Source organism: Nonomuraea sp. NPDC049646, assembly GCF_044465525.1.
Taxonomy (GTDB): Bacteria; Actinomycetota; Actinomycetes; order Streptosporangiales; family Streptosporangiaceae; genus Nonomuraea.
Window position 1 is genome coordinate 16,791 of the sequence record NZ_JBITLU010000005.1, and the last position, 15,962, is coordinate 32,752.

Here is a 15,962-nt window from a genome sequence, read left to right on the forward strand (position 1 = left end):
ATGAGGCCACGTGTGAAGCCGGCCCTCCGGCGAATCCTCCGCGACGAGCACACCCTGCAGTACGGCGTGCATCCCCTCCGGGCCATCACGCTGACCGGCCTGACGAGATCGGCGCGTCAGTGGGTCGAGGGGCTCGACGGCACCCGCGACCTGCGCCGGGTGATGCGCGACGCGGCGGCGGCCGGCCTCGACGAGCCGTGCGCCCAGGCCCTGCTCGACTATCTCGCCACGCGGGGCGCCCTGCACGACGCCGGCCCGTTCCCCGAGCCGTTGCGGGAGCTCTCCCTGGCCGAGCGGGATCGGCTGAAACCCGACCTCGACGCGCTCGATCTGGCCTCCAACACCCCCGAGGGCGGCGTCGAGCTGCTGCGACGCCGGCGGGAGGCGAAGGTCAGGGTCTACGGGGCCGGGCGCGTGGGGGCGCAGATCGTCGCTCTGCTCGCGGCCGGCGGAGTCGGCGACATCCGGGTGATCGATCCCGGGCCGGTCCGGCCCGGGGACATCACGCCGGGTGGGCTGACATGGGCCGAGGTGGGGCTGTCCCGGGAGGAGGGCGCGGCGGCGGTCGCCCGGCGGCTGCTCGCTCCCCCGCCGAAGCACGCGCCGGCCGTTCCGCCCGGCGGCACGACCGCACGACCCAGGCGGCCGGGCGTCACGCCGTCCGGCACCGCCGCTGCGCGGGTCTCTCCTGCTGTGCCGTCCCCTCCGACGGAGGTGAGCCAGGGCGCTGTTCCGTCGTCCAACGTGCTGGCCGGAGCTCCGCATCTGGGGGACGGCACGGCGCGTCCCGACCTCGCCATCCTCGCGCCCGTGGGGCCTCTGGACGGGGTGCTGGTCAACGAGCTGGCCGACTTCGGCATCCCGCATCTGCTGGCGTCGGCCTTCGAGGGGCACGGGTCCGTCGGCCCGCTGGTGTTTCCCGGCGAGACGACGTGCCTGCACTGTCTCGACCTGACGCGCCGCGACCACGATCCCGCCTGGCCCATCGTCACTGCCAGGCTGGGCGGCTATCCGCCCGGCGAGATCGCCTGCGACGCGACCCTCGCCACGCTCGTCGCTGCCGCGGCGACCGGCCAGGCGCTTGCTCACCTCGAAGGCCGGGCGACCTCTGTGACGAACGGCACAATGGACGTAATGCCTGATTGGTGCTGGAAAAGACGGTCGTGGAGTGGTCATCCGCAATGTCGTTGTATGCGAAACAATCCATATTCGCTAACAATGGACGTGTCACCTACCAGCGACTGACGTGCTCAGGGGACGACCACGAAGGGGGGAAGCGGCATCTCGGGCGAGGTTCCGCGCATGAGTGTGAGCGATCTTCCGCGCCGGGCAGTCACCCGCTCAGCCAAGTTGGCCACCCTTCCGCTCGGGTTCGCCGGGCGGGCCGCCCTCGGCCTCGGCAAGCGCATCGGCGGCAAATCAGCAGAAATCGTGGCCCAGGAGGTTCAGCAGCGCACCGCCGAGCAGATCTTCAAGGTGCTCGGCGAGCTCAAGGGCGGGGCGATGAAGCTCGGGCAGGCACTGTCGATCTTCGAGGCGGCGCTTCCGCCGGAGATCGTCGGCCCCTACCGGGCGACCTTGACGAAACTCCAGGACGCCGCTCCTCCGTTGCCGGTCGCCACCGTCCACAAGGTGCTCGCCGAGCAGCTTGGGGACGATTGGCGCAAGCACTTCCTCTCGTTCGACGACCGGCCCACGGCCGCCGCCTCGATCGGCCAGGTGCACAAGGCCGTCTGGAACGACGGGCGCGAGGTGGCCGTCAAGATCCAGTACCCGGGGGCGGGCAAGGCGCTGCTGGGTGACTTCACGCAGCTGGCTCGGCTGGGAAAGATGTTCGGAGCGCTGCTGCCCGGACTCGACATGAAGGCGCTGCTGGCCGAGCTGCGCGAGCGGATCGCCGAGGAGCTCGACTACCTCCGCGAGGCCGAGGCACAGCACGCCTTCGCGCTGGAGTTCAACGGCGATCCCGACTTCCACGTCCCTGATGTGGTGGCGGCCAACGAGATGGTGCTGGTCAGCGAGTGGATGGACGGCACTCCCCTGTCGCGAGTGATCGCCGAGGGCAGCAAGGAGGAGCGCGATCACGCGGGGCTGCTGTTCGTCCGGTTCCTGTTCTGCTCGCCTGCCCGGGTCGGCATGCTGCACGCCGATCCCCATCCGGGCAACTTCCGCGTGCTGGCCAACGGCAAGCTCGGCGTCCTCGACTTCGGCGCGGTCAACCGCCTGCCCGACGGCTATCCGAAGGTCTTCGGGCAGCTCACACGCATCTTCAACCAGGGCGACATGGACACCGTGATGACGGGTCTGCGTGACGAGGGGTTCATCCGTCAGGACATCGACATCGACCCTGATGCGCTGCGTGCTTTCCTGGCGCCGTACGTGGAGCCGACGGCCGTGGAGGAGTTCACCTTCAGCCGGGAGTGGTTGCAGGCCCAGGCGGCCAGCGTCACGGATCTCCGCCCGACGAACGTGGTTCGCCAGCTCAACCTGCCGCCGTCGTACGTGCTCATCCATCGGGTGCATGCGGCCGGCGTCGGGGTCCTCTGCCAGCTCGGCACCACGGCGCGCTTCCGTGACGAGGTGATCCGCTGGGTTCCGGGCTTCGCCGACGACCCGAACGGCGAGGCACTGGCGATCGGCTGATCAGGCGGCGCTTGCCCTTCGTGGGCGGAGGCGGCGCCTTGAGTTATGGACAGGGACGACCGGCTTGGGAGATGTACGGCTGCTTGGGCGGGGCGCGGCTGGCTCCCCTGAAGTGAGGGTGATCGCAGCATTCGCTGCAGATGCGCTCAGGCCGCGCAGCGGGATGGCGAGGAAAGGGTGAGGAACATGGGCCTCATCCTCGCCTTCCTAGGCAGCCGACAAAGCGTGTCACCGTAAAGGTGGTTTATCGGTCTTCCCTCGACCGTCGCCCTCCCCCTCCACCTGGCTGTCGGTTCCGAGCTCCGGCCCCTTCGCTTGAGCTTGAGCTTGAGCTTGAGCTTGAGCTTGAGCTTGAGCCATGGGCTATGGGCTCCTGGCTTCCGCGCTCCCTACTCAGGACGGGCCAAGCTTCCGGCTTCCGGTTCCGGGCTCCCCGCTCCCGGCTCGGGGCCGGTTCCGGGCTTTAAGCCATGGGCTATGGGCTCCCAGCTCCGCGCGCCCGACTCACGGTGGCCCAAGCTTCCGCCTTCCGGCTCCGGGCTCCGGGCTTGGGTCCGGGCTCCGCGCTCCCCACTCCCGACTGCCCGGGCTCACGGCTTGGGGATGACGTTCCTGGATGCGGGGCAGAGGACGCCTTCAAAGAACATGTCCAGGGCAATGGCGCCGAGCACGGACCAGCGACGACGTTCCTGGATGTGAGGCAGGGGGCGACCTTGGCGGGCGCGTCCGGGGGGATGGTGCCGGGGTGGGTCAGGGGTGGCGTTCCTGGATGCGGATCAGGTTGCCGGAGGGGTCGCGGACGGCGCAGTCGCGGACGCCGTACGGCTGGTCCATCGGCTCCTGGACGATTTCGGCGCCGCTGGCCTTCAGGCGTTCGAAGGTGGCGTCGAGGTCGGTGGTGGCCAGGTTCACGCCGGCGTAGGTGCCCTTGGCCATCATTTCGGTGATGGTGCGGCGTTCGTCGTCGGTGATGCCGTAGCCGTTCGCGACCGGTGGTTGCAGGACGATGGAGGTGTCCGGCTGGCCGGCGGGGCCCACCGTGAGCCAGCGCATCCCCTTGTAGCCGACGTCGTTGCGTACCTCGAAGCCCAGGGCGTCACGGTAGAAGGCGAGGGAGGCTTCGGGGTCGGTGTGCGGGAGGAAGCTGGAGTGGATGGTGATGTCCATGGAAGTCACGCTAATTGGGGTCAGGTAAGCGCGGTCTCTCGGTTCCTGATGGGTCTGGTCACCTGTTTCGCCACGCACGACGGCATCCCCGCGGTCGCGCTCGCCGCACGACGACGGTAGACGCTCGGCGGCACGCCGACCAATTCGGTGAAGCGAGTGCTGAAGCTGCCCAGCGAGGAACAGCCGACCGCGAAGCAGACCTCGGTGACGCTCATGTCGCCGCGGCGCAGGAGCGCCATCGCGCGTTCGATGCGGCGGGTCATCAGGTAGCCGTACGGGGCTTCGCCGTACGCGCGGCGGAACTCGCGGCTGAGGTGGCCGGCTGACATGTTCACACCGCGGGCCAGGGCCTCGACGTCGAGCGGCTGGGCGTAGTCGCGGTCGATGCGGTCGCGGACGCGGCGCAGCAGGGCGAGGTCACGCAGGTGCTGCGCTTCGGCGGGTCTGCTGGTCACATGCGCCATCGTACGTCGGCCCGAGGTCGGCCGGGACCGCCGGCCACCCAGCTCACAACGCACTCTCCGCCCTCACGAGCCTTCGCGGAGGCGAGTCCGATATGCCGGAAAGAGCCGAGGCGCCGAGGACCAATGGGTGGAAGCGAGGTTCCCGGTCGCACAAGAAGGCCATCCAAGGTCCGGATTGGTGAATCAGGCTCAGATGGTGAATCAGGGAAGGAGACAGACGGCCAAGGCTCTCAATTCAGGCGGCACCCTGCAACGCAGGCTGCGCCGTGCATCGCAGGCTGCGCCGTGCATCGCAGGCGACCGGACCACAGCTCATCCGACAGAGCGCAGAGGTCCCCGCCCCGCAGCACATCGCGCTGTGCCCAGACGTCCCGCAGCTCGCCGGACGGAGCACGAAGGTCCCGCAGCTCACCTGGCCAAGCGGAGAAATCCCGCGCCCACTCCACGGAACGCAGAGGACTCGACAGCTCACCACGCTAAGAACAGACATCCCGCAACTCCGCCGGACGGAGCGCAAAAGTCCCGCAGCCCCTGGACGACCGCAGAAGTTCCGCGACTCACCCCACAGAACGCAGACAACCCGCAGCTCAGCCCGCTGAACGCACAGATCCCGCAGCTCGTCCGACAGAACGCGGAGGTGCGGGCATGGGGAGAGCCGGGCGCTGGGTGCGCCCGGCTCTTCAGGTGCAGGTGGGGATCAGGAGATCCTGCGCCGGCGGCAGGACCTCCTTGATCACACCTGCCGGCTCAGCGCCTTCCGCAAGCGGTCGTTGGCCCGCTTGACCTCGCGTCGCGCCCGCTGTACGCGGCTTACGCGCAGGATGAGACGCTGCTCCTCCGCTTCGCGGTGGAGAGTTTGTATTCGGTCGTTGACCAAGTCATGAAACAGATACGGCACGGCCAGGCTCCTGGTGGAAGAAGTGCTCATCGGTGTTCTTGTTCTCTCTCGTTCGTAGGGCTGGTGGATGGTCAGGCAGCGACCGGGTGCTTGCGGGGACGCCCGCGCGGACGCTTGCGGGGAACAACCGTTCCCCTGAGGATCAGTTCGCCGCCCCAGACTCCCCAGGGCTCCTCGCGCTCCAGCGCGCGGGCCAGGCAGGCCTGCTGGATCGGGCAGCCGCTGCAGAGAGCCTTGGCGAACTCGACGTCCTCGGGTGACTCTGCGAACCACAGGTCAGGGTCGGTACGACAGGGGATCTTGGCTTCGTCGATCAGGTCCATGATCGTCTTGGCCCCCATCTGCTTCTCCTTTTGATCGAGCTTTTTGATCTTGGTCGGGCACCTCGGAGGTGGTCGGGGATCGCGGAAAAACAAAGAGGCCGCGGATCCTGTGTGCGGATCCGCGGCCTGGGGGCTGCTATGTGCCGGTCAGGTTATGACCGGAGCATCCCTCCAGGGTTGCGGACCGCACAGTCCACCCTTGGTGAGCTGGTTGGTCGGGGCAGCGATACCTGCGCCATAGACAGGAACGCCTTGCGGAGCGGCGACACCCGCGTGAGCCCTCGCACGGACGGCGGGGGCCTGGATACGGGCAGACTTCTCCTGCCGCAGCTTGGCCGGCCCATCGGCGAGCCTCACCGAGTCACGGCACGCGGAGGCGAGCCACTGCGTGGCCGACATCTGGATGCTCATCACCGGGGCTCACCTCCACTCTCATCAGATCGTCGGAAACAGGAGTGTCCGACTCGCTTGTCCATGACCCTAAACCGGGAAGCCAGGAAGGGGCAACATATTTTCTACCTGCGATTTTGTGACACAACCACGGTGTCACAACGTGCTGCGAACCGACTACTTCGCCACGCGGATCATCGCCTCCTGGACGACGGAGACCACGAGCTCGCCCGACGCGGTGAACATCTCGCCGCGCGCGAGCCCCCGAGCCCCCGCCGACCAGGGGGCCTCCTGGGCGTACAGGAGCCAGTCGTCGGCCCGGAACGGGCGGTGGAACCACATCGCGTGGTCCAGGGACGCGCCGATCACGTTCGATGCTCCCCAGGCCATCCCGTGGGCCAGCAGGATCGTGTCCACGAGCGTGAAGTCCGAGGCGTAGGCGGCCAGCACGACGTGCAGCAGCGGGTCGTCGGGCAGGTCGGCGTCGTAGCGGAACCACACGTTGGTCTGGGCGCTGCGCAGCTCGGGGTTCAGGTGCGCCTCCCACGTCAGGGGCGAGACGTAGCGGGCGTCCACGGGGCGCGGGCGCGAGAGCCACTCCCGCAGCTCGGGGTGGTCGCCCAGCACCTCCGACATCCTGTCCTGGAACGTCGGCAGCGTCTCGGGGGCGGGCACGACCGGCGCGACCGACGCCTGGTGCTCCACGCCCTCCTCGAAGATGTGGAACGAGGCCGACATCGTGAAGATCGCCTTGCCGTGCTGGACGGCGACGATCCGGCGGGTGGTGAACGACCGGCCGTCACGCAGGCGCTCGACGTTGTAGACGATGGGGATGGACGGGTCGCCCGGCCTGATGAAGTAGGCGTGCAGCGAATGGACGTGCCGGTCCTTGGGGACGGTGCGGCCGGCCGCCACGAGGGCCTGTGCGGCCACCTGGCCGCCGAAGACGCGCTGGATGCGCTCCTCCGGGCTTCGGCCCCGGAAGATGTCCAGCTCGATCTGCTCAAGGTCGAGCAGGTCGAGCAGCTCCTTCAGCGCCTCGTTCACAGGGCCCCCTCACAGACGAACATTCCATGGACAAGTCTGACGTGCCACGCCTGTTCCCCCAAACCCGCCCTGCCTTGCCGGAATGCCCCCGTCTCGTCGTTTCGCCCGGTGGGGAAGGGACTCACGCGCGCGGGGGCCGGCCGTACGTGAGGGATCTCACCCGCGGCACAGGCCGAGGACGGCCTCGCCGTAGCGGTCGACCTTGACCCGGCCGATGCCGGCGATCGACAGCAGCTCCTGCTCGGTGGCCGGCGCGCGTTCGGCGATGGCCTGGAGCGTGACGTCGGTGAAGACGACGTACGGCGGGATCTTTGCCTCCTTGGCGGTGGCCGTGCGCCAGACCTTGAGGCGTTCGAGCAGGGCCTCGTCGTAGTCGGCGGGGCAGGTCGCGCACCGGCCGAGCTTCTGCTCGGCCGCGGCCACCAGCGTCTTGGCGCACACCCGGCAGCTCACCGGCGCGGCGACCGTGCGGCGTTCGCCCGCCGGGGTCGTCACGCGGGGCGGTGTGGAGGCGCGGCCGGTGAGCCCGTCGAGGAAGCGGGAGGGACGGCGGCTCTTGCGCCCGCCGGGCGCGCGGGCCAGCGCCCAGGAGATCGACAGGTGCTCACGGGCGCGGGTGACGCCGACGTAGAGCAGCCGCCGCTCCTCCTCGATCTGCTCGGGGGTCTCGGCGTAGATGATCGGCAGCATGCCGTCGGTGACGCCGACCAGGAAGACCGCGTCCCACTCCAGGCCCTTGGCTGCGTGCAGCGAGGCCAGCGTGACGCCCTCCACCGGCGGCGCGTGCTGCTCGGAGGCGCGGCGTTCCAGCTCGGCGACGAACGCGGGCAGGTCGGCGCCCTCGGCGGCCATGTCCTCGGCCAGGTCGGCCAGGGCCTTCAGCGACTCCCACTTCTCCCTGGCCTTGCCGCCGCCGGGCGGGGAGGGGGTCAGTCCGACCCCGGTCAGGATGTGGTGGACCTCCGAGGCGAGCGGCTCGCCCGCGGCCGACCGCGCGGCGCCGCGCAGCAGCACGACCGCCTGCCGCACCTCGGGACGCTCGAAGAACCGCTCCGCGCCGCGCAGCACGTACGGGATCTCGGCCTTGGACAGGGCCTCCTCGTAGGACTCCGACTGGGAGTTGACCCGGAACAGCACGGCGATCTCGCGCGAGGGCACCCCCTTGTCCAGCAGCTTCCTGATGGCCCGCGCGACGCCGGCGGCCTCGGCCGGCTCGTCGTCGTAGTCGGAGAAGACCGGTTTGGGGCCGTCGGGGCGCTGGGCGATGAGTTCGAGGCGGTTGGGGGTCTTGGACTTGGCGATGACCAGGTTGGCCAGGTTCACGACCTGCGGGGTGGAACGGTAGTCGCGGACCAGCCTGATGACCGCGGCCTTCGGGTGCTCGACGGCGAAGTTGGTGAGGTAGCGGGGGCTGGCGCCGGTGAACGAATAGATGGTCTGGTTGGGGTCGCCGACCACGCAGATGTCGTCCCGGCCGCCGAGCCAGGTGTCGAGCAGGAGCTTCTGGAGCGGGTTGACGTCCTGGAACTCGTCCACGACGAAGTAGCGGTACTGCTGGCGGATCTGGGCCGCGACCTCCTGGTGCTCGGTCATCACTGCGGCGGTCAGTTCGAGGATGGTCTCGAAGTCGACCAGGTGGCGTTCGCGGCGGATGCGCTCGTACGACTCGTACAGCCGGGCCACCTCCTCCGGCGAGCCGGGCGGCGTGCGGTGGTGCTTGGCGGCGGCGGCCACGTAGTCCTCGGGGCCGATCTGGGAGACCTTGGCCCATTCGACCTCGGCCGCGATGTCCCGCAGCTCGGACCGGTCGGGATTTTTCCGGATCTGGCGGCAGGCTTCGACCAGCACCGGCAACTTCGACTCGATGACCGAAGGGGCCTCGCCGCCGATCACCCGCGGCCAGAAGTAGGTGAGCTGGCGCAGGGCGGCCGCGTGGAACGTACGGGCCTGGACGCCCGGCGCCCCCAGCGCCCGCAACCGCTGCCGCAGCTCCCCCGCCGCGCGGGTGGTGAACGTCACCGCGAGCACGCTGGGCGCGTCGACCACCCCGCTGCGCACGGCGTGGGCGATGCGGTGGGTGATCGCCCTGGTCTTGCCGGTGCCGGCGCCGGCGAGCACGCACACCGGGCCGCGCACCGCCTCGGCGACCTCCCGCTGTTCCGGGTCGAGGCCGCTGAGGACGTCATCCACGCTGTTCACCCGATCTTCCTCCCCGCAAGTGGCGCCGAAGCACTTTATTCTGGCAACATGCGGCCCGACGTATGTTCATAGTCACCGAGATGCAAAGGAATGGTCTCTTCCCCCACAATGGGGCCGACCATGCCGCATGGGGGAAAGGAAGGCCGTGCGAACAGCGGTTTTCGCGGGCGCGCTGGTGCTCGCTGCCGTGGCGCTCACACCAGCCGTCGCGTTCGCGGCCGAGCCGCCCGTCCCCGTGGTGACGAATCCCACAGACCCCGACGGCCTCGGCGGGCTGGCCACGGAGACCCTTTCCTACGGCCGCCAGCGCAACCAGGACATGGACGTGTGGTGGACGCCCGACGGCCAGAAGCGCCCCGGCGTCTTCCTGATCCACGGCGGCTGGTGGTCCGGTGGCGACAAGAAGTACATGAAGGAGATCACCCGTAGCTACGCCGACCTCGGGTACACGGTCTTCAACCTGAACTACCGCCTCTCCGGCGAGGCCGCCTGGCCGGCGCAGCGCACCGACGCGCTGGCCGCCATCGCCCTGGCCCGCAAGAACGCCGACCGCTGGGCCTTCGACGCGAGCAAGTACGTCGTGGTCGGCTTCTCGGCGGGCGGGCACATCGCCGCCTCGGTCGGCACGTACGGCAACGGCATCGCCGGGCTGAAGGGCGTGGTCGGGCTGTCGCCGATCATCTCGCCGCTGCGCGCGTACGCCGACGGCGAGAAGAGCGCCGACCACGACAAGCGCAAGCTGCGCGAGGCCGCGATCCGGCTGGCCGGCGGCTGCGAGCCCAAGGGCAAGTGCTCGCGCGTGTGGGCGAGCATGGAGGTGGCCTGGCACGCCAGCGCCAAGGACGCCCCGATGCTCACGGTGCACTCCGAGGACGAGTTCGTGCCGCCGTCGCAGAGCCAGCTGCTCAAGCAGATGCTCGGCCAGGTGGGCGTGCCGATGACGATCATGACGGCGCCGGGCACCAACCACAGCGCTCCCCTGTACCGGGAGCCGGGCGTGGCCGAGCGGGTGCAGGCCTGGATCGCCGAGCGCATCGGTTAGAGGGCCCAGGGCAGGGATTGGCGGGTAGGGATTAAGCGGGCGCCTCCGCGTTGTTGCACGGAGCGCCTGATTTCCTGACCTTGGAGGGACAACCCGACATGGCGCTCACGGTCTACAGCACTACCTGGTGCGGCCCCTGCAAGCGGCTGAAGTCTCAGCTCGCGCGCGAAGGCATCACGTTCAAAGAGGTCGACATCGAGCGCGACCCGGCCGCCGCCGAATTCGTCATGAGCGTCAACAACGGCAACCAGACCGTTCCGACCGTGGTGATCGAGACCGCCCACGGCCGGATCGTCCGGACGAACCCCTCCGCCCGGGAGGTCAAGGACCTGCTCGGCGCGGCCTGATCACCAGTCGCCGATGAGCTCGCCGCCGTACCAGGTCTCGATCAGGCGGCGGGCTATCGACACGGGGGGCGGCAGGCGCACCTCGCCCGTCCGGAGCGCGGCCACCAGCTCGTCGCGGGTGAACCAGCGGGCCTCGGCGATCTCGTCGGCGTCGGGGGTCAGCGCGGTCGTGGTGGCGTCGGCGAAGAAGCCGAGCATGAGGCTGCGCGGGAACGGCCAGGGCTGGCTGCCCAGGTAGCGCGGGTTGACGACGTTGACGCCGACCTCTTCGGCGACCTCGCGGACCACCGCGTACTCCAGGGACTCGCCCGGCTCCACGAAGCCCGCCAGGATCGACAGGCGCCCCTCGGGCCACTGGGGGCCGCGGGCCAGCAGGCAGCGGTCGTCCTCGTCCCTGATCAGCATGATGACCGCGGGGTCGACGCGCGGGAAGTGCTGGCTGGAGTCGTTCGGGCACACCCGGACGTGGCCGCCGGCCTGCACCGCCGTACGGGCGCCGCAACGGGGGCAGAACTGGTGGGTGGCGTGCCAGGCCTCCAGCGCCACCGCGTGGACCAGCAGGCCCGCGTCGCGGTCGCCGAGCAGCCCGCCCACCTGGCGCAGGCCCGCCGGCACCGGACGGCCCTCGGGGGTGTCCTTCAGGCTCATCGGCATCGTCACCCGGCCGTTGAGGTCGGCGACCGGCGCGCCGGGCAGCGGCGCGGCCACCGCGAAGTAGGCGGTGCCGCCCTCGACGCCGAGCAGGTAGCGCTCGCCCGGCGGCGCCTCGGCGGAGGTGTAGAGCACCGCGTGCACCTCGTCGCCCGCCCGCCGCACCAGAGTGTGGCCGTTGTCGATCACCAGCACCCTGGTCCCGGGGTCGGCCCACGCCTTCTCCAGCCATCTGTCGTCGGCACGCAGCGCCGACGATCTGTCGATGGTCCCCCGTGCCAGGAGCAGTGGGCCTATGAGTTGCTCTTCCGCGGTCTTTTCCACTGGCCGCCCCTCCCCAAGTTCCTTGTCATCCTATGACCTCGCAGTTAGCCGCCGATTAGGGTGTGCGGGCACCGCGGCGATCATTCTCGGGCTAAGATCATCGAGTTAGGTTAGCCTTACCTGATTCTTCGGGGGTGCCTTCGCGTTGCGGCTCTACCTGACCGCGCTCAAGCCGACGGACTCGGTGACCCACGGCTTCCTGCCCGCGGCGCGGGCCCTCGGGTGCGAGGTGACCGTCCTGACCGACCGGCCGGAGCGGCACCCCGGCTCGGTGCGGTGCGACGTGCGCGACCCGCGCGCCCTGATCGACGCGGTCGAGCACCTGGGCAGGCCCGACGCGATCTTCTCCAACTCCGACCACCTCCAGGCGGAGACCGCCCTCGCGGCGGCGTACTTCGGGCTTCCGGGCAAGGACTGGCGGGCCTGTCTGGCCGCCAAGAACAAGTTCCTGACGCGCCGCGCGCTCGCCGCGGCCGGCGTCGAGACGGTGCGGTCCCTGCGGCTCGCGCCCGCCGATCCGGTGCCCGAGCGCCTCCCCAGCGCCGTGGTGCTGAAGCCCCGCGAGGGGGTGGCCAGCGAGGACGTCGTGCTGGTCGAGGACGACCTCCCCCGCGCGGTGGCCGCGGCCAGGCGGCGGCGTCCGGGCGAGACGCTGGTCGTGGAGGAGTACCTCGAAGGGCCGCTGCGCACCCTGGAGACCCTCGGGGACGGCTCGGCGACGCGGGTGCTGGGCGGCTTCGCGACCACGCTGGGCCCGCTGCCGCACTTCGTGGAGGAACGGCTCGACTGGGCGCCCGCCGCCGACGCCCACGTGCTGGCCGCGCTGCGCGCCCTCGGGGTGGGCTTCGGCGCCTGCCACACCGAGTACGTCCTGACGCCCGCAGGCCCGCGGATCGTCGAGGTGAACTACCGGGCGATCGGCGACCACTGCGACTTCCTGCTGGCCGACGTGCTGGGCGTGCCGCTGTTCGAGTGGATCCTGCGCGTCCACCTCGGGGAGCCGGCGCCCGAGCCGCCGCTTCCGTCCCGGCACGGCTGCGCGGTCAGCGTGGTCGCCGACCGGCCGGGCGTCGTCAAGGAGGGGCCGCCGGAGGAGGACGTCGAGGACGGCGGCGTACGGCTGTGGCACCGGCCGCTGCGGGCCGCCGGGGACGTCATCGAGCTGACCCACACGAACCGGGACTACCTGGGCGTCATCCGGGCCGTGGGACCGGACCGGGCCCGCGTGGACGCCGCCGTCGAGCGGTACCGGGCGGCCCGGCCGTGGGTGGTCGGGTGAGGTCGCGGGAGGCGTACCTGGCCGCCCGGGTGCTGGACGCGCTGGTCCGCGAGGACTACGGCGGGCTGGCCGCCCGTCTCGACCGGACCAGCGCCGGGGCCGGGCTGCTGCTGGCCGACGGGCGGTGGGTCCGGATGGTCCCCGGGTCGCCGTTCCAGGACTTCGTGGTGGCGCCGGACGAGCGGCTGGGGCTGGAGCAGGTGCTGGAGACGCTCGTGGAGGTGTCCGACGCGGCCGACGCCGAAGGGGTGGCGGCCTTCTTCGACGAGTGCCTGACCGCCCTGTCCGCGCTGGAACTGCACGACGCGCACGCCGAGGAGGTGCTGCGGCGCGGGCCGACGTACGAGTCGCTGGCGGCCTTCGCCGACCACCCGGTCTACCCCACCTCGCGGGCCAGGATCGGCGCCTGCGACCGCGACCTGCTGGCGTACGCGCCGGAGTTCGCGCCCTCGTTCGCGCTGCGATGGGCGGTCGTCCCCCATGCGGCCGCCGAGCTGCCCGCGGACGTGCCGAGACCGGCGGGCGAGGGCGTGCTGTTCCCGGTGCACCCGATGGCCGTCGGCGAGGTGCGGAAGATCGACGGGGTCCGGGTGCTGGAGGAGGAGGCGGTCACCGTACGGCCCACCCTGTCCATGCGGACCGTCGAGGTGGGGCCGCGCACGCACCTCAAGCTGCCGCTGCCGGTGAGCACGCTCGGCGTGCGCAACCGGCGCTCGATCAGGGCGGGCACCCTGGACGACGGCGCGCGGGCCGAGCTGCTGCTGCGCCGGCTCGCCGATCCCGGCGTGCTCCTGGCCGACGAGCAGACCTACGCGCACGCGGGCCACGAGTACCTGGCGTGGATGGTCCGGCGGCTGCCGGAGGGCCGGATCGTCCCGGTCGCGGCGCTGGCGGTGCCCGGCGTGCTGGACGGCCTCGGCCCGGACGTGCTGCCCCGCTACCTGCGCCTGCTGCTGCGCTGGAACGTGCGGCTGTTCGTCCGGTACGGCGTCGCGCTGGAGGCCCACCAGCAGAACCTGGCCCTCGTCCTGCGGGACGGCGACCTGCGGCTGCTGGTCAAGGACAACGACGGCCTGCTGGCCTCGCCGTCGAGGCTGGCGGCGGCCGGGATCGACGTGCCGGCCTTCTCCGACCGGCGCATGCTCACCGACGACCCGCACGCGCTGGCCGACGTGTTCGTCACGATCACGCTGCACCTGGCCGCCGCGGCGGTGGCGTTCGCCGTGCTGCCGCCGGCGCGGGCGGCGGCCCTGGTGCGCGGCACGCTCGCCGAGGCGCTCGACGAGCACGGCGACCACCCCATGGCCCGGCTCCTGCGCGCCAGGACGCTCGACGCGGCCAGGCTCACCGGCAAGTCCATGGTCACCGCCGGGACGCTCGTGGCCAAGGAACGGTCCGGGGCGCGGGACGTGAACAAGTTCTACGGCATCACCGGGCCCAACTACCTGAGGAGAGCGTGAATGGACGTCCTGGCCATCGGGGCGCCGGCCGAGGAGGCGACGCTGGCGGCCCTGCTGCGGTGCTGCGTGCGCGAGGTGGCCGGGCCGAGGGGGCTGGTCTGGCCGGCGCCGCCGTACGTGCTGCTGCGGGTGGCGGGGACGCTGCTGCGCGCCCGTACGCACGGTGGAGCCGCGCTGCGCCTCGACGGGCCCCCGGAACGCCTGGAGGGCGGCTCCTGGCAGCCGCTGACGGTCGCCGAGCTGGTCCGGCTGGCCGAGGCCGACCTGACCACCCTGACCGACCTGACCGCCCTCGCCGACCCGACCGACCTGACCGCCCTCGCCGACCCGACCGACCTCGCCGACCCGACCGACCCGACCGACCTCGCCGATCCGGCCGGCCTCGCCGGCCTCGCCGACCGGCGGGACGAGCGGGCGCGCCAGGGCCCGGGAGCCGGCGCGGCGCACCTCTCCGTCGAGCCCAACGGCGAGTTCGCCCGCCAGGTGGCCGCCAGCAGGGACGCCATCGCGGCGATCCTGGCGGCCAGGGCGCGGGCCGAGCCGCCCGCCGACCCCTGGCTGGCCTCGGAGCAGGCGCTCGTGCACGGGCACCCGTTCCACCCCACCCCCAAGGCCCGCGACGGCGCTGACTGGCTGCGCTACGCCCCCGAGGCCCACGCCGCCTTCCCGCTGCGGCTGCTCGCGGTACGCGACGACGCGCTGGCCGAGGAGGGCGACCTGACGGCCCTGGACGCGCTCGGCCCGGCGCCCGCCGGGCACCGGCTGCTGCCCGCCCATCCGTGGCAGCTCGCCCTGCTGCGTCCGGCTCTCGGCGCCGAGCTGGCCGATCTCGGGCCGGGGCCGCTCGCGGTGCCGACCTCGTCGGTGCGGACCGTGTACGTCCCGGACGCCGAGGTGTGCCTGAAGTTCTCCCTGGACGTCCGGATCACGAACTGCGTGCGCAAGAACGCCTGGTACGAGCTGGCCGGGGCGGTCGAGCTCACCTCCCGGCTGGCCCCGCTGATCGCCGAGGTCGCGGCGCGGCACCCGGCCGTCCGCTGGCTGCCCGAGCCCGGCTACCGCACGGCGCTCGGGCAGCGCGAGGGCCTGGGCGTGATCGTCCGGGCGAGCCCGTGGACGGTCTGCGACCCCGGCGTCACCCCGGTCCTGGCCGCCGCCCTCGCCCTGGACGCCGCCCCGGCCGATCCCCTGGCCTGGTGGACGGCGTACGTGTCGGCGGTCGCGCTGCCGGTCGTGGACCTGTACGTCCGCCACGGCGTCGTCCTGGAAGCCCACCTGCAGAACGTGCTCGTCGGCCTGGACGCCGCCGGCCGGCCCGTCCGGGCGATCTTCCGCGACCTGGAGGGCGTCAAGCTCGTCGCGGGCCGTCACGACCTGGGCGGGCTGCACCCGGCCGTGGCCGCCGCGCTCACCCACGACCCGGCGCGGGGCTGGGCGCGCGTCGTCTACTGCCTGTTCGTCAACCACCTCACCGAGATCGCCGCCACCCTGGCGGGCCCCGACGACGAGCTGCTGCGCGCGTTGTGGCGGGCCGCCCGCGACCTGCTCGCCCGCCAGGCCGCCGAGCTCGGGCAGCCGCTCCCGCTGCGCGACCTGCTGGCCGGGGCGCCGCTGCCCGCCAAGGCGAACCTGCGCGTGCGGTGGGCCAGGGCGGCCGACCGCAACGCCGGTTACGTCCCGATCGCGAACCCACTCGCGTGAACCACGTCCCGGAGGTCGAACCCGCTC

The 15,962-nt window shown here is 71.4% G+C and carries 14 protein-coding genes; 7 read left to right on the plus strand and 7 right to left on the minus strand.

What is annotated here, in order from left to right; all coding sequences use genetic code 11:
* Together ACIBQ8_RS15645 and ACIBQ8_RS15650 are read left to right on the plus strand one after the other, a co-directional pair.
* Complete coding sequence (locus ACIBQ8_RS15645; protein WP_397192259.1) at positions 1–1,245, plus strand: ThiF family adenylyltransferase; 1,245 nt, start codon at positions 1–3, stop codon at positions 1,243–1,245.
* A gap of 63 nt (positions 1,246–1,308) precedes the next feature.
* Positions 1,309–2,643 carry an ABC1 kinase family protein gene (locus tag ACIBQ8_RS15650; protein WP_397192514.1) on the plus strand — a complete coding sequence of 445 codons (1,335 nt, stop codon included), beginning with the start codon at positions 1,309–1,311 and terminating at the stop codon, positions 2,641–2,643.
* Positions 2,644–3,393: 750 nt separating this feature from the next.
* On the opposite strand, the gene ACIBQ8_RS15655 is transcribed toward ACIBQ8_RS15650, so the two are convergent.
* The 6 genes from ACIBQ8_RS15655 to ACIBQ8_RS15680 all read right to left on the minus strand — a co-directional run bounded on the left by ACIBQ8_RS15655 (position 3,394) and on the right by ACIBQ8_RS15680 (position 9,122).
* Positions 3,394–3,810, minus strand: coding sequence for a VOC family protein (locus tag ACIBQ8_RS15655; RefSeq protein ID WP_352352819.1), 417 nt, complete (start codon positions 3,808–3,810; stop codon positions 3,394–3,396).
* Positions 3,811–3,830: 20 nt separating this feature from the next.
* The gene (locus tag ACIBQ8_RS15660) at positions 3,831–4,274 is read right to left on the minus strand and encodes a helix-turn-helix transcriptional regulator (protein ID WP_357987330.1); all 444 of its coding nucleotides are present in this window, start codon (positions 4,272–4,274) and stop codon (positions 3,831–3,833) included.
* 733 nt (positions 4,275–5,007) lie between these two features.
* Positions 5,008–5,202: a hypothetical protein gene (locus ACIBQ8_RS15665; RefSeq protein WP_352319311.1), complete on the minus strand. Its 195-nt coding sequence runs from the start codon at positions 5,200–5,202 to the stop codon at positions 5,008–5,010.
* 41 nt (positions 5,203–5,243) lie between these two features.
* The gene (locus tag ACIBQ8_RS15670) at positions 5,244–5,513 is read right to left on the minus strand and encodes a WhiB family transcriptional regulator (RefSeq protein WP_352319337.1); all 270 of its coding nucleotides are present in this window, start codon (positions 5,511–5,513) and stop codon (positions 5,244–5,246) included.
* Positions 5,514–6,062: 549 nt separating this feature from the next.
* Positions 6,063–6,932 (minus strand): acyl-CoA thioesterase II, encoded by an 870-nt coding sequence (locus ACIBQ8_RS15675; RefSeq protein WP_352352821.1) that lies wholly within the window; start codon positions 6,930–6,932, stop codon positions 6,063–6,065.
* A 156-nt stretch (positions 6,933–7,088) separates the two neighbouring features.
* Positions 7,089–9,122 carry an ATP-dependent DNA helicase UvrD2 gene (locus tag ACIBQ8_RS15680; RefSeq protein WP_397177154.1) on the minus strand — a complete coding sequence of 678 codons (2,034 nt, stop codon included), beginning with the start codon at positions 9,120–9,122 and terminating at the stop codon, positions 7,089–7,091.
* Between the two features lie 154 nt (positions 9,123–9,276).
* On the opposite strand from ACIBQ8_RS15680, the gene ACIBQ8_RS15685 reads away from it, so the two are divergent.
* Both ACIBQ8_RS15685 and ACIBQ8_RS15690 read left to right on the plus strand, forming a co-directional pair.
* On the plus strand, positions 9,277–10,173 hold the full coding sequence (locus tag ACIBQ8_RS15685; protein ID WP_397177116.1) for an alpha/beta hydrolase: 897 nt from the start codon (positions 9,277–9,279) through the stop codon (positions 10,171–10,173).
* 98 nt (positions 10,174–10,271) lie between these two features.
* Positions 10,272–10,520, plus strand: coding sequence for a mycoredoxin (locus ACIBQ8_RS15690; RefSeq protein ID WP_397177114.1), 249 nt, complete (start codon positions 10,272–10,274; stop codon positions 10,518–10,520).
* Here the strand turns inward: ACIBQ8_RS15690 and nudC are convergent, their stop codons facing one another.
* Positions 10,521–11,495: an NAD(+) diphosphatase gene (gene nudC, locus ACIBQ8_RS15695; RefSeq protein ID WP_397177112.1), complete on the minus strand. Its 975-nt coding sequence runs from the start codon at positions 11,493–11,495 to the stop codon at positions 10,521–10,523.
* Between the two features lie 145 nt (positions 11,496–11,640).
* Here nudC and ACIBQ8_RS15700 point away from each other — a divergent pair, with 145 nt between their 5' ends.
* Genes ACIBQ8_RS15700 through ACIBQ8_RS15710 form a run of 3 tightly spaced genes read left to right on the plus strand, consistent with a single transcriptional unit; the run spans position 11,641 to position 15,935 of the window.
* Complete coding sequence (locus tag ACIBQ8_RS15700; protein WP_397192260.1) at positions 11,641–12,774, plus strand: siderophore biosynthesis protein; 1,134 nt, start codon at positions 11,641–11,643, stop codon at positions 12,772–12,774.
* Positions 12,771–14,234: an IucA/IucC family protein gene (locus ACIBQ8_RS15705; RefSeq protein WP_397192261.1), complete on the plus strand. Its 1,464-nt coding sequence runs from the start codon at positions 12,771–12,773 to the stop codon at positions 14,232–14,234. Before ACIBQ8_RS15700 ends, ACIBQ8_RS15705 begins: the two co-directional genes overlap by 4 nt.
* Positions 14,235–15,935, plus strand: coding sequence for an IucA/IucC family protein (locus ACIBQ8_RS15710; protein ID WP_397192262.1), 1,701 nt, complete (start codon positions 14,235–14,237; stop codon positions 15,933–15,935).
* Positions 15,936–15,962: the final 27 nt, after the last annotated feature.